Origin of the sequence: Streptomyces sp. CB00455 (assembly GCF_001905445.1) — a bacterium.
Taxonomy (GTDB): Bacteria; Actinomycetota; Actinomycetes; order Streptomycetales; family Streptomycetaceae; genus Streptomyces.
In genome coordinates this window covers 136,122-156,025 of the sequence record NZ_LIVQ01000008.1, presented here as the reverse complement: position 1 = coordinate 156,025, position 19,904 = coordinate 136,122, and the positions used below count along the sequence as shown (strand labels likewise).

At 68.5% G+C, this 19,904-nt stretch carries 19 protein-coding genes and 5 pseudogenes; 15 read left to right on the top strand and 9 right to left on the bottom strand.

The window, feature by feature from the left end:
• Nucleotides 1-221: 221 nt before the first annotated feature.
• From AMK16_RS36375 to AMK16_RS28000, 3 genes are all read right to left on the bottom strand, one after another.
• Entirely contained in the window at nt 222-512 is a 291-nt protein-coding gene (locus tag AMK16_RS36375; RefSeq protein WP_158071257.1) for a hypothetical protein, read from the bottom strand.
• Between the two features lie 169 nt (nt 513-681).
• The gene (locus tag AMK16_RS36370) at nt 682-1,200 is read right to left on the bottom strand and encodes a hypothetical protein (protein ID WP_073920116.1); all 519 of its coding nucleotides are present in this window, start codon (nt 1,198-1,200) and stop codon (nt 682-684) included.
• Between the two features lie 222 nt (nt 1,201-1,422).
• Nucleotides 1,423-1,776, bottom strand: coding sequence for a VOC family protein (locus tag AMK16_RS28000; protein WP_199885618.1), 354 nt, complete (start codon nt 1,774-1,776; stop codon nt 1,423-1,425).
• 528 nt (nt 1,777-2,304) lie between these two features.
• Between AMK16_RS28000 and AMK16_RS27990 the strand changes: the two genes are divergently transcribed.
• The 7 genes and pseudogenes from AMK16_RS27990 to AMK16_RS27965 all read left to right on the top strand — a co-directional run bounded on the left by AMK16_RS27990 (nt 2,305) and on the right by AMK16_RS27965 (nt 7,824).
• Complete coding sequence (locus AMK16_RS27990; RefSeq protein WP_073920114.1) at nt 2,305-2,922, top strand: zinc finger domain-containing protein; 618 nt, start codon at nt 2,305-2,307, stop codon at nt 2,920-2,922.
• A gap of 62 nt (nt 2,923-2,984) precedes the next feature.
• The gene (locus tag AMK16_RS27985) at nt 2,985-3,296 is read left to right on the top strand and encodes a hypothetical protein (protein WP_073920113.1); all 312 of its coding nucleotides are present in this window, start codon (nt 2,985-2,987) and stop codon (nt 3,294-3,296) included.
• Nucleotides 3,297-3,504: 208 nt separating this feature from the next.
• Nucleotides 3,505-3,903: pseudogene (locus AMK16_RS38620) on the top strand (Mu transposase domain-containing protein); the annotation flags it as partial.
• Between the two features lie 552 nt (nt 3,904-4,455).
• Nucleotides 4,456-5,263 (top strand): annotated as a pseudogene (gene istB, locus AMK16_RS27975) (IS21-like element helper ATPase IstB).
• Between the two features lie 149 nt (nt 5,264-5,412).
• On the top strand, nt 5,413-5,961 hold the full coding sequence (locus AMK16_RS27970; protein ID WP_073920112.1) for an SMI1/KNR4 family protein: 549 nt from the start codon (nt 5,413-5,415) through the stop codon (nt 5,959-5,961).
• A gap of 584 nt (nt 5,962-6,545) precedes the next feature.
• Nucleotides 6,546-6,692 carry a hypothetical protein gene (locus AMK16_RS36365; protein WP_158071256.1) on the top strand — a complete coding sequence of 49 codons (147 nt, stop codon included), beginning with the start codon at nt 6,546-6,548 and terminating at the stop codon, nt 6,690-6,692.
• Between the two features lie 49 nt (nt 6,693-6,741).
• The gene (locus tag AMK16_RS27965; protein WP_143196902.1) at nt 6,742-7,824 is read left to right on the top strand and encodes a hypothetical protein; all 1,083 of its coding nucleotides are present in this window, start codon (nt 6,742-6,744) and stop codon (nt 7,822-7,824) included.
• Between the two features lie 527 nt (nt 7,825-8,351).
• Here the strand turns inward: AMK16_RS27965 and AMK16_RS35980 are convergent.
• Both AMK16_RS35980 and AMK16_RS36785 read right to left on the bottom strand, forming a co-directional pair.
• Nucleotides 8,352-8,894 carry a GNAT family N-acetyltransferase gene (locus tag AMK16_RS35980; RefSeq protein ID WP_143196901.1) on the bottom strand — a complete coding sequence of 181 codons (543 nt, stop codon included), beginning with the start codon at nt 8,892-8,894 and terminating at the stop codon, nt 8,352-8,354.
• 313 nt (nt 8,895-9,207) lie between these two features.
• The gene (locus AMK16_RS36785) at nt 9,208-9,462 is read right to left on the bottom strand and encodes a hypothetical protein (RefSeq protein WP_199885633.1); all 255 of its coding nucleotides are present in this window, start codon (nt 9,460-9,462) and stop codon (nt 9,208-9,210) included.
• Between the two features lie 91 nt (nt 9,463-9,553).
• Between AMK16_RS36785 and AMK16_RS27950 the strand changes: the two genes are divergently transcribed.
• Both AMK16_RS27950 and AMK16_RS27945 read left to right on the top strand, forming a co-directional pair.
• Nucleotides 9,554-10,882, top strand: a complete 1,329-nt coding sequence (locus AMK16_RS27950) for a hypothetical protein (RefSeq protein WP_158071255.1) — start codon at nt 9,554-9,556, stop codon at nt 10,880-10,882.
• Between the two features lie 216 nt (nt 10,883-11,098).
• A pseudogene (locus AMK16_RS27945) lies at nt 11,099-11,419 on the top strand (transposase); the annotation flags it as partial.
• Nucleotides 11,420-11,437: 18 nt separating this feature from the next.
• On the opposite strand, the pseudogene AMK16_RS38615 reads toward AMK16_RS27945, so the two are convergent.
• Nucleotides 11,438-11,782 (bottom strand): annotated as a pseudogene (locus AMK16_RS38615) (hypothetical protein); the annotation flags it as partial.
• 5 nt (nt 11,783-11,787) lie between these two features.
• On the opposite strand from AMK16_RS38615, the pseudogene AMK16_RS27940 reads away from it, so the two are divergent.
• The 3 genes and pseudogenes from AMK16_RS27940 to AMK16_RS27930 form a co-directional block, all read left to right on the top strand.
• Nucleotides 11,788-12,564 (top strand): annotated as a pseudogene (locus AMK16_RS27940) (RHS repeat-associated core domain-containing protein); the annotation flags it as partial.
• Nucleotides 12,565-12,993 (top strand): hypothetical protein, encoded by a 429-nt coding sequence (locus AMK16_RS27935; protein WP_073920108.1) that lies wholly within the window; start codon nt 12,565-12,567, stop codon nt 12,991-12,993.
• Between the two features lie 707 nt (nt 12,994-13,700).
• A complete protein-coding gene (locus tag AMK16_RS27930; RefSeq protein ID WP_242438960.1) occupies nt 13,701-14,477 on the top strand; it encodes a transposase in 777 nt (258 codons plus the stop codon).
• A gap of 299 nt (nt 14,478-14,776) precedes the next feature.
• On the opposite strand, the gene AMK16_RS27925 is transcribed toward AMK16_RS27930, so the two are convergent.
• A complete protein-coding gene (locus AMK16_RS27925) occupies nt 14,777-15,370 on the bottom strand; it encodes a TetR/AcrR family transcriptional regulator (protein WP_073920180.1) in 594 nt (197 codons plus the stop codon).
• A gap of 124 nt (nt 15,371-15,494) precedes the next feature.
• On the opposite strand from AMK16_RS27925, the gene AMK16_RS27920 reads away from it, so the two are divergent.
• The 3 genes from AMK16_RS27920 to AMK16_RS37735 all read left to right on the top strand — a co-directional run bounded on the left by AMK16_RS27920 (nt 15,495) and on the right by AMK16_RS37735 (nt 18,506).
• The gene (locus AMK16_RS27920) at nt 15,495-16,115 is read left to right on the top strand and encodes a flavodoxin family protein (protein WP_073920107.1); all 621 of its coding nucleotides are present in this window, start codon (nt 15,495-15,497) and stop codon (nt 16,113-16,115) included.
• Nucleotides 16,112-17,191, top strand: coding sequence for an NAD(P)H-dependent flavin oxidoreductase (locus AMK16_RS27915; RefSeq protein WP_073920106.1), 1,080 nt, complete (start codon nt 16,112-16,114; stop codon nt 17,189-17,191). Before AMK16_RS27920 ends, AMK16_RS27915 begins: the two co-directional genes overlap by 4 nt.
• Before the next feature lie 313 nt (nt 17,192-17,504).
• Nucleotides 17,505-18,506 (top strand): tyrosine-type recombinase/integrase, encoded by a 1,002-nt coding sequence (locus AMK16_RS37735; RefSeq protein WP_079191795.1) that lies wholly within the window; start codon nt 17,505-17,507, stop codon nt 18,504-18,506.
• A 274-nt stretch (nt 18,507-18,780) separates the two neighbouring features.
• Here the strand turns inward: AMK16_RS37735 and AMK16_RS36360 are convergent, their stop codons facing one another.
• Together AMK16_RS36360 and AMK16_RS27905 are read right to left on the bottom strand one after the other, a co-directional pair.
• Nucleotides 18,781-18,930 (bottom strand): hypothetical protein, encoded by a 150-nt coding sequence (locus AMK16_RS36360; RefSeq protein ID WP_158071254.1) that lies wholly within the window; start codon nt 18,928-18,930, stop codon nt 18,781-18,783.
• Nucleotides 18,931-19,153: 223 nt separating this feature from the next.
• Nucleotides 19,154-19,582, bottom strand: a complete 429-nt coding sequence (locus AMK16_RS27905; RefSeq protein ID WP_073920104.1) for a hypothetical protein — start codon at nt 19,580-19,582, stop codon at nt 19,154-19,156.
• Nucleotides 19,583-19,904: the final 322 nt, after the last annotated feature.

The following is a 19,904-nucleotide window of genomic DNA, read 5'->3' as shown; positions in this document are numbered from 1 at the left end:
GGGAGTTGTCGCGCAGGGCGCTCCACGAGCCCGGTGCCGTCCCGGCCGATGCCCCCGCCCCGATCGAGCAGGCCCGGGCTCAGCGCCGCCGCCAGGCCGCCGTGACCGAGGCCGCAGCGCTGCTCCGGGGGCCCGTGCGGAAAGGCCGACCACAAGGTCGTGCCGCAGCGCCTGAAGAAGACGGCGTGAGCCACGGCGACCGTGCCGTTTCGGCTCGCCGGTCAGCGGGTGAGGCGGTGCGGTGCGACTGGATGACCCATGGGCTGCGGCGGTGTCTCCGGCCGGAGTGTCCACGGTACGGACGGGATCTCTGCCAGCCACCCGTCGGCCAGGAGCTGCGGGTCGATGATGCCGCGCAGCTTCGGCGGCCAGCCCAGGCGTGGGGTCTGGCCGGTGTAGCGGGTGGTCGTGAACGCGGCCGCCACCTGGGCGCGGGGCAGGCGGCACACGGCGCAGTGCTCGACCGCTTCGGCGTTCTGCCCCCCACCGTTTGGCGGGTCTCCTGTTTCCACTGCGCCCATTCCACCCTGGTGGTCCGGGCCGGCCTGGGTACCTTCCACTGGCCTTTGCGCGGCGGCGAGTCGTCCGGGTCGGCCTGGTGGAGGAGGCGGCCGGCCAGGTGCCGCATGGAGGAGTCCAGGCGGTACCGGTCCCCGTCGAGGTGGGTGAGGAAGCCGCCGGTCACCAGGTCGGGCAGTCTGTCGCGGCAGGCCGGCGGGAGATCATCGGGGAGACGCCGTTCAGATGGGCGGAGGCGTGGCCCGTCAGGAACAGGACGGCGAGCCGGACAGCCGCCGCAGTCCCCGCGGCCGGCGGAGCGGCGAGCGTGCGCGCGGTCCAGCCCGATACGCGCGACCGCTGCTCCTTTCCGAGGGGAAGCGGGTGCTCGTCCGGTCCGGCCGCCAGGGCCGGCACCGTTACCCGAGCTGAGGTGTCGACGTCCTGGTCCAGCAGCAGGCCGGGAATCTGCCAGCCCAGAGCCCGCAGATCATCGACGGCCCGGTCCCCGTCGTCCAACCGAAGCGCCCGCACATCGGCCGCCGTGATCCTGCCGGTGCCACCCCGCGCGGCCCGGACTGCGATCACCACGGCGAACAGCTGGGCGTCGGGGGAGGACAGGGGCGGGGCGGCCGTGTAGGAGAGGAGACGACGGGCGGCGTGCCCTGCGGGTGTGACCCAGATCCGCTCCAAACCCGCCACGAGATGTTCTTGGGCTAGGTCGTCGCGACGTCGCGCCGCGTAGGTCAGAGAACCGCAGGACAGTCCGGGCAGGAGAACAGGAACTCGCGCGGCACGAACCCGGCGGTGCCGGCCCGCCCGGGTGCGCCGCCCCACCGCCATCCGGCTTCCGTGTCAATTCTGTCCGTGTTGCTGCGGGCGTCGGCGCCTGACAACTGCCCGGTCTACTCCCAGTGCTTCCGCTCAGCTCTTCCGCTCACTCAGGACGCAGAACTCGTTGCCCTCCGGGTCGAGGAGAGTCACCCAGTGCTGCTCGTCCTGCACGGTGTCGGCGCGCTGGGCACCGAGGGAGAGCAGCCGGGCGACCTCGGCCTCCTGGTCGTCGGGGCGGAAGTCGGGGTGGAGCCGGTTTTTCGACGTCTTGCCCTCGGGGACAGGCACGAAGAGCAGCCCCGGCATCTGGTCCGGCTCAGGCCGGATCTCGATGATCTCCTCGGATTCGTCGACCACTACCCAACCGAGAGCCTCGGCCCACCAGCGCCCGAGAGCGACGGGGTTGGCGGAGTCGACGATGATCTGTTCCCATTCCAGTGCCATGGGCCTGAGCATAGACAGGACCGGCGGCCCTGGCTCATCATCTCCCGGCAGTGACAGGAGAGGGATTCCTGGCTCAGACACCAGCTGCAACGAGCGGTGGATCACGCCTCTGCGGTCGCGGTGGCCTGCTCGTCGTGTTCGTGGCGCCGCCGACGTCCGTCGTGCAGCCGACCTGCTGCCTGATGACCACGCCGCCCGCGCCCTGGCCGACGTCGCCCTTGAGGAGGCCGACCCCCGTCTGTCCGTTCCGCCGGAGGGCACTGCCGGCTGCGCTCAGAAGCGGGCCCGGCTCGTACGCGCTCTGTACGAGCGCCTCGATCGCCTCGCGAGAGGCGCACCCCAGGCCGTCACGGCCCTCTGAGACCCCCGCGCACCCGGCCGGGACCAGAATCCCTCCAGGCGCGCGGCGCACCGGCACCACTCAGGGCCTGGGCAGCGTTCTCCGGATCGACTGCTGAGGGGCGCCGCCGCGGGTACGGTCAGCTGCACGGCACCGACGACGGCACACACCACCGGACCCCAGGGGGCATGGGCGTGGAGAACGGATCGCAGAGCATCCCGTGGGGCGGCGAGTGGCGACGCCACTTCCGCTCCGACACCGAGATGGATCTCGTGCGCTCGTGGAAGCGCCGTGTCGAATGCCCGACCTGCAAGACAGCCGCAGGGCGGGCCTGCCGCACCGCGGGCGGCCGCCCGACCAGCGAGCACCGTGCACGCCGTGACGCCGTCGGCCCCATCCCGTACGCGAAGTGGCGAGAGGAGGGCCTCATCCAGCAGCGGACGTACACGATTCCGGCCGTGCTCAAGGAGTCGGATAAGGCCCGCGCCGACTTCAACGTGGACACCGCCCTGGCCGACGGTGTGGCGGTGGTCCGCATGTTCCTCGCCGACCGGCTCGGGTTGTTCCTCCAGGTAGAGGAGGCCATGGACCGCATCGACGACGCCGTGCGCAAACTGATCGAGGTCCGCGGCCCGGTGGGAACGGCCGACGTGGTCACTGTCCTCGCCAGCCAAGTCGTCTCGCTGCTGGCGGCGAACGCCGGCCCCGACGGCGACCCGGAGGCCCTGTTCGACACGACGATCCGCACGCAGATCGACATGGTCCGCAGGATGAACGCGATCGAGAAGGAACGAGCCGACGGCTGACCGGCCGGTCAACGCTGACGTAGCGCCACCCACTAACCTCCCGCCGATTGAAGGGATGAGCTGTGCCCGACCGACCTGAAATCGTCTGCATCTGCGGCTCTGCCCGGTTCGTGGACGAGATGCGTGCGGCGAACCGTGATCTGACCTTCGCCGGGGTCATCGTTGTCGCGCCAGGCGAAGCGGACGGGCCGGTCACCGACGAGCAGAAGACCGTGCTGGACGCCCTCCACCTGCGCAAGATCGACCTCGCAGACCGGGTTCTGGTCGTCAACCCAGGCGGGTACATCGGCGAGTCCACGAGCAGGGAAATCGACTACTCCCACGCCACCGGCAAGCCGGTTTCGTTCACTCATCCCGCCCCCGCTGCAACGTAGCCCGCTGGGGGACTTGCCGCGGACTCCGAAGGCTGCCCCGGGGAGGGTGGGCCCTTCGCCTGCGACACCGCATGACGGCCTGGGCTGGCTCGCCGTACACGGCAAAATGCCTGCTGAGGGTGCACGGAAGCGACCCGGCCTCGGGTGCGTCCAGCAGCTTCTTGCGCCGGTCCTCCAGCTCCCCGGCGCGCAGGGCTTTGCGCTGCTGGTGCACCCACCGCCCGTTCTACTGCCACCCAGGCATCGAGGGCGCCCACGAGAAGGGCGGGTCGAAGGCCAGATCGGCTGGTTCCGCAGGAACCACCTGGTCCCCGTCCCGCAGGTGGACACCCTCGCGGAACTGAATCTGCTGGTCGAGCAGTGGGATCGCCAGGACAACGACCGCGGGATTCGGCTCCGCCCGAAAACCATCGGAGAGTACTTCCAGGCCGAACACCCGTTGCTGGTTCAGCTGCCTGACGAGGTTTTCGAGACGGGGTTCGTCTCCTCGGTGCGGGTGGACCGCTACGGGCAGGTCTCGGCCCGCACCAGTTACTACTCGGTGCCGGTGCGGCTGATCGGCCAGATGGTACGGATCGTCCTGCACGCCTCCGAGCTCGTCGTCTACGACGGGCCCAAGGAAGTGGCCCGCCACGAGCGGCTGATCGCCAAGGGCGGATCCCGCCTGGACCTGGACCACTACCTCGAGGCCCTGGTCCGCAAGCCTGGCGCCCTTCCCGGCGCCACGGCGCTCGAGCAGGCCCGTTCGGCCGGCAAGTTCACCCCGATCCACGACGCGTGGTGGCAGGCCGCCTGCAAGGCCCACGGCGACCCCGAGGGGACCCGGGCCCTGATCTCGCTCCTGCTCCTGCACCGGCACATGGCCCATGAGGACGTGGTCGCCGGGATCGCAGCCGCGCTGAAGGCCGGCGCGCTGACAGCGGACGCCGTCGCCCTGGAGGCCCGCAAAGCATCCGACACCGATGCCAGCGTGCCCCGCTCCGCACCAGGAACGGATCACACGCCCGGCCGAGAGAGGGGCGACGGTGACCTCGCTTACCGCGCGTCGGCTGGCCGCGCTGCCGCCCGACCCCAGGCCGCTGCCGTCGGTGGCCGCCTACGACGAGCTGCTGCGGCTACGCCGCCGGCACGCTGGACCATCCGCCCAACAGGGGGAATCATGACCGCAAAGCGCAACCGGGGACTGACCGAAGAGGCCGCGGACGCGGCCGTGGACCAGGCATGCCGAATGCTGCGGCTGCCGACGATCCGGACCCGGTACCCGGAACTGGCCGTGGCCGCCGCACAAGACCAGATGACCTACCGCGGGTTCCTGGCCGAACTGCTGATGTCGGAATGCGACGACCGGACCCGGCGCCGCTCCGAGCGGCGCATCAAGGCCGCCGGCTTCCCACGTGACAAGTCGCTCCGGACCTTTTACTTCGATGCCAATCCGGCCATCGACCCTGCCGCCATCCACACCTTGGCCTCCTGCGACTGGGTCAAGCATGCCGCTCTGCCTGATCGGCGACTCCGGGACCGGGAAATCACACCTGCTGATCGCACTCGGTACCGAGGCCGCGATGCACGGCTACCGGGTCAAGTACGTCCTCGCGACCAAACTCGTCAACGAACTCGTCAACGAACTCGTCGAAGCAACCGACGAGAAACTCCTCGCCAAAACCATCGCCCGGTACGGCCGCGTCGACCTCCTCTGCATTGACGAGCTGGGATATATGGAACCGGACCGGCGCGGCGCCGAACTCCTCTTCCAGGTTTTGACCGAGCGCGAGGAAAAGAGCTCTGTCGCGATAGCCTCCAACGAATCCTTTGGAGGCTGGACCAAAACCTTCACCGATCCCCGGCTCTGCGCGGCCATCGTGGACCGCCTCACCTTCGGCGGCAACATCATCGAAACCGGAACCCACTCCTACCGCCTGGCCGTCACACGGGCCCGCGCCGAAGCAGCCGCGGCGGTCACGAGCTGACGCCTGTCCCGGTCACAGGGCTAGGCCGTCTCGTTCGGATCTTGCCGGGCTCCAGATGACCCGGAGATCTCCCGGAGAGCCGATACTCGTAGATTGGCCCTCGGATACGACACGCGGCGCAGTGCGGGCGGCGGGATGAAGGGCGGGACATGCGCGGGACGGATGCGGTGGCGGCACTTGCTGAGCTCATGCCGGTTGCTCATGGGGTGGACGAGAGGGTCGACTGGGGTGAGGTCGAGGCGGCCTGGGGGACCCGGTTCCCTTTGGACTACGTCCGTTTCATGGAGGTTTACGGGGCGGGGGTGATCAGCGAGTACATCAGCATCTTGCTGCCGGCACTGCGGGCCGACGGGTACCCATACACGGCAGGTCCAGGGCTGCAGGACGAAACGGAGAACGCCCGCTACACCTGGGAGATGGAACGCGACGACGCCGACTTCGACGTGGACCCCGAGTCGATCGTGGCGTGGGGCGTCACCTCGGGGGCAGACATCTACTGCTGGGTGACTACGCACGACGACCCGGATCAATGGCCGGTCCTGATCTGCGGGAGACACACCAGCCCCGAGATGCAGTTGCACCCCTTTGGGATGGCCGAGTTCCTGCGCAAGCTCTTGGGCGACGAGGCGTTTCAACAGGACAAGATCAGTGTGGCCCTGCCGGACAAGGTGTCCTTCGTCAACTGGCGGAATCGCTAGGCAGTTTCCTTTGGGTCACCTGGCTGACCAGATTTAAGTGGCGGCGAGGTGTAGTCCGGCGAGGTAGATGGTGGCGGTCCTGTCGTCTCTGGTGTCCGGGCCGCGCCCTGCTTTAGCTGGCTGATGCAGCATTCGACTGCATCGCGTTGCTTGGAGGTCTCGTTCTCGAAGTAGGGGGCCGTCCGCCTGCGCGGCCTCGCTTCAGTCGGCGGTCGATGTCCAGAACGGCCGAAATATTCGTCGCTCATGCGTCCAAGGTGGAGTCACTTCTCACATTCAGATCTTGCCCCTGAGGCCCCCTGAACGGAGTCAGAACTGACCTACCACTGAAGTCAGTTGTCACTAACGCAGCCACCGCTCCGTGGCGGGTCGGCTGCATGGCGGTTGTGGCCTTCTCAGGCGAGGTGCGGGGAGCGCCCCGTACGATCTGGCCATTTTGACCATAACCCGCGCTGGCCGCGCGGGACCCCGTGGCATACGGGGCAACCTCGTTGCACCGGGTGGACAGGCGTAACCGTCGGGTCAGTCGGCCAGCCAGGCGGCATCGCGGCGGCGGTCGCCAACCGTGCGTCAGTCAACGCGACGTGGTCACCGACATCACCCTGCTCGTCTACGGCGCGGTGCTGATCACCGGCACGTCACGGCACAAGGTTTTGCGGGGTGGGGGAAGCGTGTCAATCGCCCGATTGCGCGAATGTAAGCGCAACCTGGCTGACTATGAACATACTTGACGGAGCGTCCAGGGTGGTCCGTCTGACCGGGACCGACGGGGGGAGTCGCATGGAGCCGACCGGTTTAGCAGCGCTGGCGATGCAGTTCGTCACAGGCATGGCGTCGGCCGCGGGCAGCGCTGCGGCGACGGAGGTTTCGGGACTGGTGCGGAACAGACTGAGCAGCAGCCAGGGCGGGGATGCGGCGCTGACCGCGCTGGATGAGGAACCGGCAGCTGACGAGCGGCAGGCGACGGTGGAGCGCGCGCTAGCGACGACACTGGGCGACGATCCGGAGTTCTCCCTCCGATTGACACGGGCCGTGCTTGCCGCGACTGCCGCGAACCCGCCCCAGGTGCCGTCGGGACCGGTCACCCAGATCAATCACGGATCAGCGAGTGGCGGCGACAGCCTGATCAACTTTCTGGTCCATGGGGATGTGAGGGGCGGCACCATCCAAGTGGGGCCAGTGAGCGCCCCGGCCACACCCGGTACGCGCCGGGCACTGCTCGCCGTGGCGTTGGTGCTGCTACTGATGGTGGGCCTCGGGGTCTACGGAGCCACGCAGATGAATTGGGGCCAACACTCAGCCCCCGCCGTCGAGGGGGTAAGCAGCCGGCCCGCCGATCAGCCCGACCGCCGACTGGCGAGCGAGGATGCCGTCATGGGGGTGTTGCCGGACCTGGGTGACCTACCCACAGGGTGGACGGTGGACCGGCCGAAAAGGACCTTGGACCGTAGCAAGGACCTGCCGGACGAGTTGCGGCTCGGTGAGGTGCAGTACCTCTCACCGGGCGGCGGGGACAGCGTGCTGTTCACCGTCACCTCCCACTCGGACGAGGATGCAGCCCAGCATGAAGTCGACTATATGCAGCGGCACTGGATCGACAAACTCGGCGGGAGCGTGGTGGACCTGCCGCAGATCGGGTCCGGGAGCGCTGTCGTACGGACACGCAGGGACGATGTGGTCAATCTGTTCGTGATCTTCAAGGCGGGGCCGGTCACCAGCCTGATCAGGTTCGCTGGCCGTCAGCCCTTATCGACGTACGAGAATGCCCTGGGCAACGCCGTCCAGCCAATGCTGGAACGCATCAAACAGGCGCAACGGGGCGACCGGCCCGCGGCGAGGCTCACCAGGCTGAGCCTGACCTGAAGGGCGGACCACGCATGGCCGATGAATCTCAGTTGGAGAAACCGGGACCCCTAGACCATCGATAACCCAACGTCGCCGCCCTGTCGTCCAAGAAACATCCGCCGACAGAGCGACTGTTCACCGAGCCTGGATCACAACGTTTACCCAGGGGGCGCTGCGTACGAAGTTGCGGACGCTACAAGACACCAGCGGTCAGCGTGTCGAATGCAAGATCAGAAACGGACAAGGAGGTGAGGCCCCGGACGCGCCACGGCGCGCCTACGGCGCGGAGGAGAGGAACGCGTTCTGGACACAAGCCCGCCAAACAAACCGTCTGCTGCGTTTTCCGCTCTGGCGATGCGGGCGGGGCGAACTCCGGATCGTCGGCAAGGCCGGGGGCGAGGATGATCGGCGCCCGTCTGGGGTGGCACTGCGGGTTTGTCCCGCAGCACCACTCCGGCTTGTCGCTTCGAACAGGCGTGTCGCTTCGGCGACGCAAATCCATTGGGCGGCCGGATGACCTCTACCAGGAGCGAGGCTGCAGGCCATCAGGTCCGCAGGGTTTTCTGGAGGGTGCGGTAGATCGGTGCGCCATCCCAAGGCTGGGTGTGTTCCACGAGTGTGTAGCCGAGACGTTCGTACCAGGCGGCTGCTGGGGCTTCGGGACGCACGGTGAGCGTCGCGCGGTCCGCAGTGATCCCGTGGAGTGGGCAGCGGTGGAGATCACGGCCGATGCCGTGTCCGCGCCGGTCGGCGAGAACGGCGAGTTCTTTCACGACGAAGGTGCGCCGGCCGTCCTCGCGGGTGAAATTCGGCCGCTGGGGGGGCATCCAGGAAACCGTTTCACCAGCCGCTGCCGGACGAGGGTGGCAGTCCGTACGGGAACCCGGCCAGGTTTCCGCCGGCCGTGCGGGCGAGCACGAGGAGGAAGCCCGCGGCATTGTGCTCACGCTGGTAGGTCTCAAGGAACAGCGCCAGGTCACGCGGTCCCTCCAAATAGGGGGTTCCACGAACACGCTTTCGTAGACGGGCGCGATGTCGTCCAGTGCCCGCTCGGCGCGGGAGGGGTCGGTAATCAGGATGTAGTCCACGGTTCTCCTCGGCGGCCGGGGCGGATGTGGTCGAGCTCGCGGCTGGCGACGGCCAGTCCGTCCCGTGCCTGGCCGGATGACACCTCGGTAAGCAGTGCCTCGTCCCGCTCGATGTGGTGTGCCGCCTCGTCGGCTTCTCCGGAGCGGGCGAGGGCGGCGGCGAGGCGTCCGCGGTGCAGAGCTTCGTTGCGGGCGTAGGTGACATCTTGCCGCTCCAGGGACTGGCGCAGCCACGTTACGGCGGCTTTGTGGGTCCTGCGGCGGTGAACAGTTCGGACTGCGCGGACGGCCTAAGGCCTGTGTGAGGTTTTGATCAGTCGGCGGCTTTCAGGAGGTCGTCGATCCAGATCATTGCGGCGCGGACGTGGAGGCCCGCGAGGTAGCTTTCGGGTGCCTCGTGGTAGGGGTGGCGATGCCGCGTCAGGCCTTCAGTTTGTTGAGCTTTTGGGCGGGCCCGCAGGCCGCCGCCAGGCCGTTCCCGCGCCGGGCAGGTACCGCCGCGGACAACTTTGCCCGGTGGGTGTTCGGTTCCAGCCAGTCTGACGTCTTTCGAGGCTTTGCTCTTCACAGCGCCGTTAGTCTGAGCGCGTTCAAAAACTATTGAGGTTGGTCCTGGGGGATGCGCACAGCGCACCTGGGGCTCCACGAAGGGGACAACAGTGAAGCTGACGCTTCAGCGCCTGGCTGTCGTGGCTGCGGCCACGATGGTTGGCCCTACGGTGTTGATGGCGACGCCCGCGATGGCCGACGAGGTTCAGAACCCGGCCATCGCCATGCCGGACGCGGAGCCGAAGGACGACGGGCCCACGACCATCGGGGCGGTGCCTCAGCCGGGGGAGGCACCAGTGGCGAAAGGCGAAGTCCCGAAGGCGGGGAGCCGGCAGACCCTGCAGGCCAAGCCCGCGACGCCGGACCAGGCTGCCGCCCATGGGCCGACGATGACACTCACCGGCCTTCCAGGTGAGTTCAAGGCGGGCAGCAACTGGCGGGAGTTCTCCCTCCACGTGGACAACTCGGGCCGCCCGGCTGCTGACGACTACTCGCTCGAACTGGTCCTGTGGACCCTCGACACGTTCGCCTGGAAGAGCAGCGACATCCAGGCGGAGGTCTATGCTCCCGATGCCTCCGGCACCTGGGGCTGGCACAAGATCGAACCTGACGGGTCGGAAGAGGTCTACAGCCTCCGTGTCGCCGACGTCGACATCGAGAAGAACGAGGTCTTCGCCCTCAAGCTGCGGATGAAGTTCGCCAAGGACACCCCCGTCAGCCGATTCTCGCTGTCCACGACCGCAGAGGGCGGCACCGCCGACCGGGTCCGCTACGAGTCCAAGGTGACCGCCGCCGACAAGCAGGCCGATCACGCGGGCCCGAACATCGCACTGCAGGGGCTGCCCCGGGCCGGTTTCAAGGCCGGCGGCGATTGGCAGCCGTTCACGCTTAGCGTCGACAATTCCGGCAAGATGGCCCTCGACCGGTACGGCTTCGACGTTTCAATCCAGAACAACGAGAGCACTCTCAGGGCCAAGCACCTCGACATCGAGGTCTGGGACGGCAAGCGCTGGACGACCGCCGAGAAGGACCGCAATTTCGGAGGCGTGTTCTTCGACCGTGCCGTCGCCAAGGACGCGAAGTTCGACATCCAGCTGCGGGCCAAGGCCGCGCAGGACGCCCCTGTCGGCAAGGCCTTCGTCGTCGCCAAGGCAGACGACGCCGCGCAGACCAAATCGAACATGGCCTTCGCCTACACCTCCATCACCGCCCCGGCCACCGAGGACGACGGCGGCCAGAGCGGCGGCAGCACCGGCAACCAGCCCAAGCCCGACGGCGGCGTCACGCCGGTCGCCGGCCACGGCGGCAGCAGCGGCCAGCTCGCGGCCACCGGCTCCGACCCCGCCACCAGCTGGGCCCTCGGCGCAGCCGGCGCGGCCCTCGCCATGGGCGCCGCGCTCGTCGCCGGAACCGGCAAGCGAAGGCGCACCACCACCTGAGGCATCCCGCGGGCTGCGACGGGAAAACCGACCCAAGGTTGCTCCACGGACCCCCGCACCCAGACAAGGCAGAGGGCCCCCACTGTGGTGGGGGCCCTCTGCGGCCTTGAGGCCGTCGCGGTGTCAGAGCGGCGAGGCCAGCGGTTCCGGGCACGGTGCCGGTGCCGTCGGGCTGTTCTTCTAATGTTGCGAGCAGAGCCTGTAGCCGCACACGCTGCCTTCGGCACGGCTGACCGCCTTGCCGCGTTTGCCGGCCTGTCCCCGGTGCCACGCGACTCCGGCCGCGTCAGCGGCAACATGCGCCGGCCCCGCCGCTACCACCGTGGCCTTCTGCGGGCCTTCTACCAATCCGCCGTGGCCAGTCTGCGATCGTGCCCAGCGTCACGCGCGTACTACGAACGCAAGCGAGCCGAGGGCAAAAGACACAAGCAGGCAGTGCTGCTGTCTCTCGCATGACGTCGAGCCAATGTTCTATGGGTGATGATCCGCGACGGAGCGTGCTATCAAGTCGCACCAACCGTCACCGTGGCGGTTTGACTTCCTGATTGGGAAGTTCTACTGAGTATGCCCGGTCTTCCGGTCGTGCTGCCGAGACTGATCGGCATCAGTCTGGTGCAGATTGGAGTCGGTGAGGCTCGGGGGAGTGGGCACGCTGCGGCGAATCCATAGGACGGATCCAGCCATCAGCGCAGTGCCTCCCAGCATCCAGGGAAGTGGACCGGGTGGCAGGGTGCCAACGGCCAGGCCGGTGAGAGCTCCGGTCAGTTGCAGTGCGAGGGACTGAACGGATAGCGCCGTGGCGCGTCCCGCGCGTGGGACGCGGCGGTGCAGGAGGTCGTTTTCGCTGGGTCCCGCTGCCCCGAGACCGAGATACACCAGGCCATAACCGGCAGCTGCGAGAGGAGAGTCTGGCCGATGCGGACGGACGGGAGATCGATAGCCGCTTCTTCGGGATTGTTACCGACCTGATCGGCACGCCGACGGAACTCGTCGACGAAGCCGGTGAGATCGCATGGTGCACGCGTAGCACCCTGTGGGGAACAACGACCTGGAACGCGGACGCGAACGCCTACACGCCGCTCCGCTTCCCCGGGCAGTACTTCGACCCTGAATCAGGTCTGCACTACAACTGCTTCCGGTACTACGACCCCGAGACCGCCCGCTACCTGTCGGTCGATCCCCTCGGCCTCGGTCCTGCGCCCAACCCGGTCGCGTACGTCTCCAACCCGCACACCTGGTCCGACCCGCTGGGCCTCAACCCCTGCCCGCCCAAGGGCGAGAAGAGCAACCCGTTCAAGCTGCGGTCCGACGCCGAGCGCGCGGCATTCGACGCTGCGGGAGTTCCTTTCGGGACTACCCCTGATGCCGAAGGGATTGTCATGGGTGACAAGACACTGAAAAATATGCCCGGACACGTCTACTCCAGCGATCCCACTCACTGGGGCAACTTCCGCCAATTCGGAACGTCGAACGGTTCCCGCGTCGTCGTCGAGCACACCGATGATCCCGCCGGACCGCACTTCCACGCGGGCGGACCGAAGGGCAGCACGATCGAAGACCAGTCGCGCTCCGGAGTGAATTTCGGCTGGGACAACACGGTCGACGGCTACGGCACAATGGAGCGCTACCGAGCTATCGACAAGCCCGGTGGAGATCACCACTTCTTTTACGAGGAGAAATGAGTGCCCACAAGCGAGGAGAACCTCATCGAGCTCATTCGGAGCAGTGGCCTCGAGGTAGACGCCGTCCAGGGCAACGAGCCCGGTCCGTCGGTCGACACCGCCTGGCGCGCGATGGCAGGGTTCGGCGTGGAGCCCAGTGCAACCCTTCCCTTGAAGGGGGAGCTCGGAGGGGTCCACCAGCTGTGGCTCGACCACGCCCGTCAAGGTGGTGTCATCGGCGAAGACGGCACGTTCCTCCTCACGGCGGTGGTGACCGGCAGCGCTGCGGTCGGCTGGGTCCGTGGGCGTCTGACCGACACGGCCGATGTATCCCGCCTCCTCGATGACCAGGGGCGAATCGAATTCATCGCCCGCTCCTCATCCGGCCGCCACATCTGCGGCGTTACCGCGGAGGAGTACGACTACTGGGTGGTAAGCCTGGCCCTCTAAACTGGGACAGGTCGAGGGACTACCGCTTGAGTCTGCCGGCTCGGGCGGGGTGAGGGCATGCAAGCCGCGCAGGTGCGTCCCGAGTAGGCCACGGCGTGGGGGCTGGGAATCGCTGGGGCGGTCGCCAGTGCCCCGCCGCGACCGGCCCCCGCAGGCCGGGCGACTGTTCCAGAATTCTGGAACGCGCCCGCGGACCCGGTTACCGAGCCCAGTCCACACCGAGTTCAGCAAGCGCGGCGCGCTGAGCCTGGCCGAGCCGATCGCGGCGCGCCCTGTGATTCCCGATCCAGATTCCGGTGCGGTGCTCGGCCCCCATCGGCCAGGACCTCGACGGCGCCGCGCCCGGGCAGCCGACCCACCGCGCGACGTACTGCGCCAAGGCCCCGCTGCCCAGCAGCGCGGGGATCCACGGCGTCTCACCTCCGCTCGCGCGCAGAGAGCCTCTCCACGAATTACTGGCAGCCCGGACCGAACGGCTCATCTCCGCTCGCGCGGAGAGGACCGGCGAGCTACGACGCCCGCTACGGCTCACCCCCGCTCGCACGGAGGAGGACACCAAGGAGGTCGGTCACCCACCGTCGGCCGCCGATGGCTGACACAGAACCCCATGCATCCCAGCTCCTTCTCACGCGCCCGCGGTCTGCGCGTCACGGTCCGGCTCCCAATGGTTCACCACGGAGTGGCACTCGCGCTACGGCGGCCGTGGGGTGCTCATCTACTGGCACGTGGAGAAGAAGTCCCTGGCCATCCACTCCCAGCTGATCAACTGCACCGCCTCCGAGGTCGCCGCGATGATCGAGGGCGCGATGCGGCACGGCACCACCATGGACGTCGAGGCCAACTACACGGAATCGCACGGCCAGTCGGAAATCGGGTTCGGCGTCACGAGGCTGCTGAACTTCGACCTGCTGCCGCGCATCAAGCGGATCAACAAGGTGAAGCTGTACCGGCCGGTGGGCGGCGAGCCGGACGCCTACCCGCAGCTGACCCCGGCGCTGACCCGCCCCATCCGCTGGGAACTCATCGCCCAGCAGTACGACCAGATGATCAAAGACGCCACCGCGATCCGCACCCGGACCGCATCCACCGAGGCGATCCTGCGCCGCTTCACCCGCAACGCCTCCCACCCCGCCTACGCGGCGGTGCTGGAGGTCGGCCGCGCCCAGAAGACCATCTTCGTGGCCCGCTACCTGCGGCTTCGGGACCTTCAGCGGGAGATCGAGGAGGGCCTGAACGTGATGGAGTCCTCCAACGGCGCGAACTCCGTGATCGCCTACGGCAAGGGCGGGGAGATCGCCTCGAACCGGCGCGACGAACAGGAGATGTTCGTACTGTGTCTGCGAATTCTGCAATCGGCCCTGGTCTACGTGAACACCCTGATGCTCCAGGACATCCTCGGTGAACCGGAGTGGGCAGGCCTCCTCACGCCCGCCGACCGGCGGCCTGACCCCGCTGTTCTGGTCCCACGTCCGGCCCTACGGTGAGGTGAATCTCGACATGGACACCCGCCTCAAGCTCGCCGCGGCCTCTGTCCCGGGACCCCGGGCCGCGGACAGCGAGGCCGCCCGATCCGCCGTGGAGAACGCATGAAGCTGTTCCGTTACAGGCGCGGGGCCGGGGCGCGCCGGCATGGTCTTTGGAGGGGATACGTGCGGTAGCGCCGGGGCATGTCCCAATGCTCGCCTTTTACGGTGCTCCACCGTGAGGTGATGCCCTCGGCGGAACACCGCTCCTACAAGGGGATCAACAACCTGGCGGAGAACTCCCAGTGACAGCCCCTAAGTCAGGCACCGAGCAGCATCAGTGTGTGAGGCCAGAGGTCGTCGAGCACCGCGGGGTCGTTCTTGAGCTTGGCGAAGAGAACCATGCCCTCCAGCTGGGCGACGAGGGCCCGGGCGGTCGACATCGAAGCCCGGTCTGTCGGGATTGCGCCCTCGGCTGCCGCGTCCGTGAGAACGGTGGCGACCAGTTGGATCTGTTCGTCGAAGATCTCCTTCAGACGGGCCTGGATGTCCGGTTCCCGGGTGCTTAGCTCCAGGGCGAGGTTGCCCAGGAGGCAGCCGTCGACCGTGCCGGAGTCTTCTTTCATCCGCCGCTGGACAGCAGTCATGGCGTCGAGCAGCCGGCGCAGCCGGTCGAGGGCGGGCGCGGGGACGGACAGCTCCCCGACCCAGCAGCTTCGCTCGCCCTGCCAGTAGGCGTCGACGACCTCGACGGTGAGGGCCTGCTTGGACTCGAAGAAGTGGTAGAAGCTGCCCTTCTTCACCTCGGCGTGGGCGCAGATCTCGGCGATGCCGAGACTGTTGTAGCCGTGGCTGCGCATGAGTTCGCCGGTGGCTGCAAGGAGCCTTGTGCGTGCCGTGCTGGTGCGTCCCATGACGGTCACTATACGGGCGGTCAACTATCCGGAGGGTTCCTGGAGTGGATTTTTAGTTGACCGGTCGTCTAGTGTTCGGAAGATCGGCAGGCAACCGGCTCGCCGCGCTCTAGGAGGCCTCCCCATGGCTGCACCCCCGATCACCGTCGCCATCGCCCATCACAGCGGGTACGGGCACACCGCCCGTCAGGCCGCCGCCGTCGCCGAGGGCGCGGACTGCGTGCCCGGCGTCCGCGCCGATCTGCGGGACGTGTCGGTCCTGGACGAGAGCCTGTGGACCGCCCTCGGTGCGGCCGAGGCGATCGTCTTCGGTTCCCCCACCTACATGGGCTCGACCTCTGCGGTCTTCCAGCGCTTCGCTGAGGCGAGCGCGCCGGTCTGGGCCGAGCGGGGCTGGCAGGACAAGCTTGCAGCCGGCTTCACCAACTCCGCCGGGGTCAACGGCAACAAGGACAACGCCCTGCTGTCGATGACCGTGTTCGCCGCCCAGCACGGCATGACCTGGGTGCCGCTGGGTCTGCCGCCGGGCTGGATCTACTCCTCCAACGGCAGCCCTGAGGACCTCAACCGGCTCGGCGGCTTCGTCGGCGCCATGGCCCAGTCGCCCTCCGACCTCGGTCCGGAACATGCACCCGGCACGGCCGACCTGCGCACGGCCCGGCACCTGGGAGAGCGCGTCGCACGGGCTGCGTTTCGTCAGGCCCTGGGTCGTGAGGCCGAGCTCGCCTCGGCGGTGACCCGATGAGACCGGGACGTCTCGGCGAGCTTCTCGGCATCGAACTGCCTGTCATCCAAGGACCGTTCGGCGGCGGACTTTCCTCCGTCGAGCTGGCCGTGGCGGTGTCGGAGGGCGGCGGGCTCGGCTCGTACGGGGCCCACATCCTCTTCCCGGAGGAGATCGGGGACCTGGTAGCACGGCTGGAAGCGGGCACGGACCGGCCGTTCGCGGTGAACCTGTGGGTTCCGCTCGATGGTGAATCCGAACTCCAGCCGTCCGAGACGGACCTGTCCACTCATGTGGCGCGGCTGCGGCCGTACTACGAGGAACTCGGCATCCACGCCCCCACCGCCGCAGACGTGGCCGCCGGGCCGGACTTCGACGCGCAGGTCGATGCCCTGCTCGCCGCCGCCCCGCCGGTCATCAGCCTCGTGATGGGGCCACCGCCCCGACGTCTGGTCGAGGAGACGCGGCGGCTCGGCATCGCGCTGATCGGTACCGCGACGACCGTCGACGAGGCCATCGCCCTGGAGGCCTCGGGCGTGGACGCGATCGTCGCCTCCGGCAGCGACGCGGGCGGCCACCGGGGAGCGTTCCTGAGGCCCGTGCGGGAGTCCCTGGTGGGCACGTTCTCTCTGGTCCCGCAGGTGGCGGATGTGGTCACGGTGCCTGTGATCGCCGCGGGCGGGATCGCCGACGGCCGCGGTGTCACCGCAGCCCTCGCTCTCGGCGCGGACGCGGTCCAGATCGGCACCGGCTTCCTCGCCTGCCAGGAGTCGGGAGCGAGCGCGGTCCATAAGGCGGCTCTCGGCACCCCCGAGGCCCGCACGACGGTCTTGACCCGTCTGTTCTCGGGCCGCACAGCCAGGGGCATCCCGAACAGCTTCGTCCGCGACATGGCAGCCCACGAGGACCACGTACCGCCGTATCCCGTACAGAACGCCCTGATGCAGCCGATCCGCCGGGCTGCGGGGGCTCAGGGCCGGCCCGAGTACGTGAACCTGTGGGCCGGCCAGTCGGCAGCCCTGGCTCGGCAGTCGCCGACGGCGGGCTCGTACCTCGCCGACCTCGTCAACGAGGCAGACAGGCTGCTGAAGAGCTGATGGCTTCGCCGTTACCGGTCGGGCGGTGGATCTCGGGTAGGCGTTGCCATCCCTGAAAGGAGCAGTCCCTGAGGCACTGTCACCTTCTTCCACCGCCTGACGGCTCGCCAGTGGCCTGCCGCAGTAAACGCCGGATTTACTGCGACAGAACCCCTACGGTGGTCACTGCGACCTGTGGCGGGGTATTTCGGCCGCCGGGGCGAGGTGTACGCATTTACTGCGGCAGATCTGGAAGGGCAGGGCGAGCGTGACGGTCGATCCGGTGACCTAACTCGGGAGCGGGGGCGCGCTCCGGCTGCCGCGCGCCCGGGTGGTGCCCCTGTCCGCCCCACCCTCGTCGTACACCGCGGCGGTCGAGCGGTACCTCACCGGCGCGGGCATCGCGAAGTCCTCCGCGCGGATCTACCGGATCTCGCTGACGACGTGGGGGTGGATGCTCGCCGGCGAACCGGCGCCGACCGGACCCGCCCGCCGGGGCGCGAAGCCGCCCGTCTTCCCCGTCACCGCGCTCGACGACCCGGCCCTGCCGGAGGTGCTGGCCGAGCTGGCGGCGGCGCGGGCGGACGAGATGGACGCCGACACCGTCAACCGGGAACTGTCCATCGCCCGCAAGGCCATCGGCTGGTGGCAGCGCCAGGGCTGGATCGTCGGAGACCCGACGATCGGCATCGAGCGTCGGCCGGCACCACCCGACCGAACCAAGGCCCTGGCCGAGAACCAGATCGCCGCCCTGTGGCGCCTGGACGTCGGGCTCAGGGAGAAGACGTTCTGGAAGCTCCTCTATGAAAGCGCCGCACGGGCAGATGAGGTGGTGTGCCTGAACGTGGAAGACCTGTACCCGCAGGACAAACGCGGGAAGATCACCGCCGAGGGCGGCGCGACCGAGTGGATTCACTGGCAGTCCGGCACCGCCCAGCTCCTGCCCCGCCTCATCGCCCGCCGCACCCGCGGCCCCCTGTTCCTCACCGACCGCAAGGCCCCCGCCGGAACACCGACGCTCGACGTCTGCCCGGAAACGAGCCGGGCCCGGCTCTCCTACCGCCGGGGCGAAGAGATCTTCGAGGAGAACACCCGACTGCTGGCCAACCCGCTCGCCTCACCCGAGGACATCGAGGACCTGGACGGCTTCACGCTGCACCGGCTCCGCCACAGCGCCCTCACCCACGACGCCGAGGAGGGCACCTCCACCCCGATGCTGCTCGCCCGCTCCCGCCACGCCTCCGTCCGCTCCTTGGAGCGATACGCGCGGCCGGGCGTCGACTCGGTCGCCCGGCACGTCGCCGAACGCGACCCCGCCGCACCTCGGCGCACGTGATCCTCGCCGTTTGCGGCTGGTGACACCGTTCTTACCGGCACCCCGCCGAAGGTAAGGCGGTCGACGATGGCCGCGCAAATCCCGGGGTCGGACACGGACTATGCCGGGGAGCCGGTGCGGTGCCTCGGCGGCAAGGCGGGCCCTGCGGGATCCAGTGGAGGCAGCGGAGGCGCTGGGGCCTGTGTGGCCGCATCATGTCGAGTCTGCCGCGCGCAGGCATGAGTACGCGTACTCACCGGCGACCGGCAGACCCGCGTTCCGGGGTGGCCGGCCTTCACCGGCGCCGGGATTTGACGTGTTCCTTGACGGTGACCATGAGGGCCACTGCGATGATGATCACGATTGCACAGAGCAGGAGTGTTCCGGCCAGGTAGGCGAGCATGCGGGTTGCTGCCCAGAGCAGTTCTCCATGGGTGAATGTCACGGGGGCTCCCTGTCCGGGCGAGGCTGTCGTGTGTCCTATCGAGTTTCCGGGTGAGGTGGGTTATCTGACCGGGTTATTACTGAACCGCTCCCGGCACGGCGGCTTCCGTATCGGCCCATGAGTAAGCAGTCGGCCCCCGCGTCCGTGCCTGAACGCCTGCCCCTCGACGAGCACGCAGCCGCGTCCGTGCCTGTGGCCCCTGCCGGCCGCCCGCCTGCGGGTGTCAGCGGTGCGCGGCCCGGTGGCCGAACCAGTGGCCCCGGCTGCGGGAGGAGTCCCTCACCGGAGCACTGGTCTCGGCGGGCACGGTCTCCTGTTGCCTGGCCAGATCGTCGCGGCCGGGGTCGCGCTCGCGGTCGACGGCGTCGCCGGCCCGGGCCTCACGGCGGGACGTGCCGAGTCGGGCGTGGGTGGAGCGGCGGGCCGAACGACGTGCGCCGATCATGACCAGGGTCAGGCCCAGGAGGGCTACGGCTCCGACGATGATTCCGCTCAGGAAGAGGGATCCTGTCGAACCCGTGGTGTGGTAGCCGAAAATCGAGAAATCGCCGCCGGTGCCGAGATGGTGGGCCGCCCCGGCATTGCCGAATATTCCGGCCACGCCGACCACGATGGCGGCGATCAGAATGATGAGTCCGAGGATGAGAATCATGGAATTGCTCCTTGGATCCGTGCCCGGGCAAGCCGCCGGACACGGCTGGCGCCTACCCCGGTCGTGCACCGTCAAGCTGAGGCGGAGGGCATCATCTGCTTCCTGACGGGAATTGCGGCGCCTTCGGGGAGCGCGCAGCGCCGGCACGACGACGACGTCTCCGCGAGTCGCGGCGCCGGCCTGATCCGGGTGTTGCGCGTCGCCGGGCGGGATGCGCCGCCGGCCGAGGCCCTCGACTTCCGCCGCTGGACGGGCCCGGCGGGATCGTCCGGCCCGGCAGAGGATCCGGACCGGGATTTTCGCCGGAAGCTGTCTCGTATGG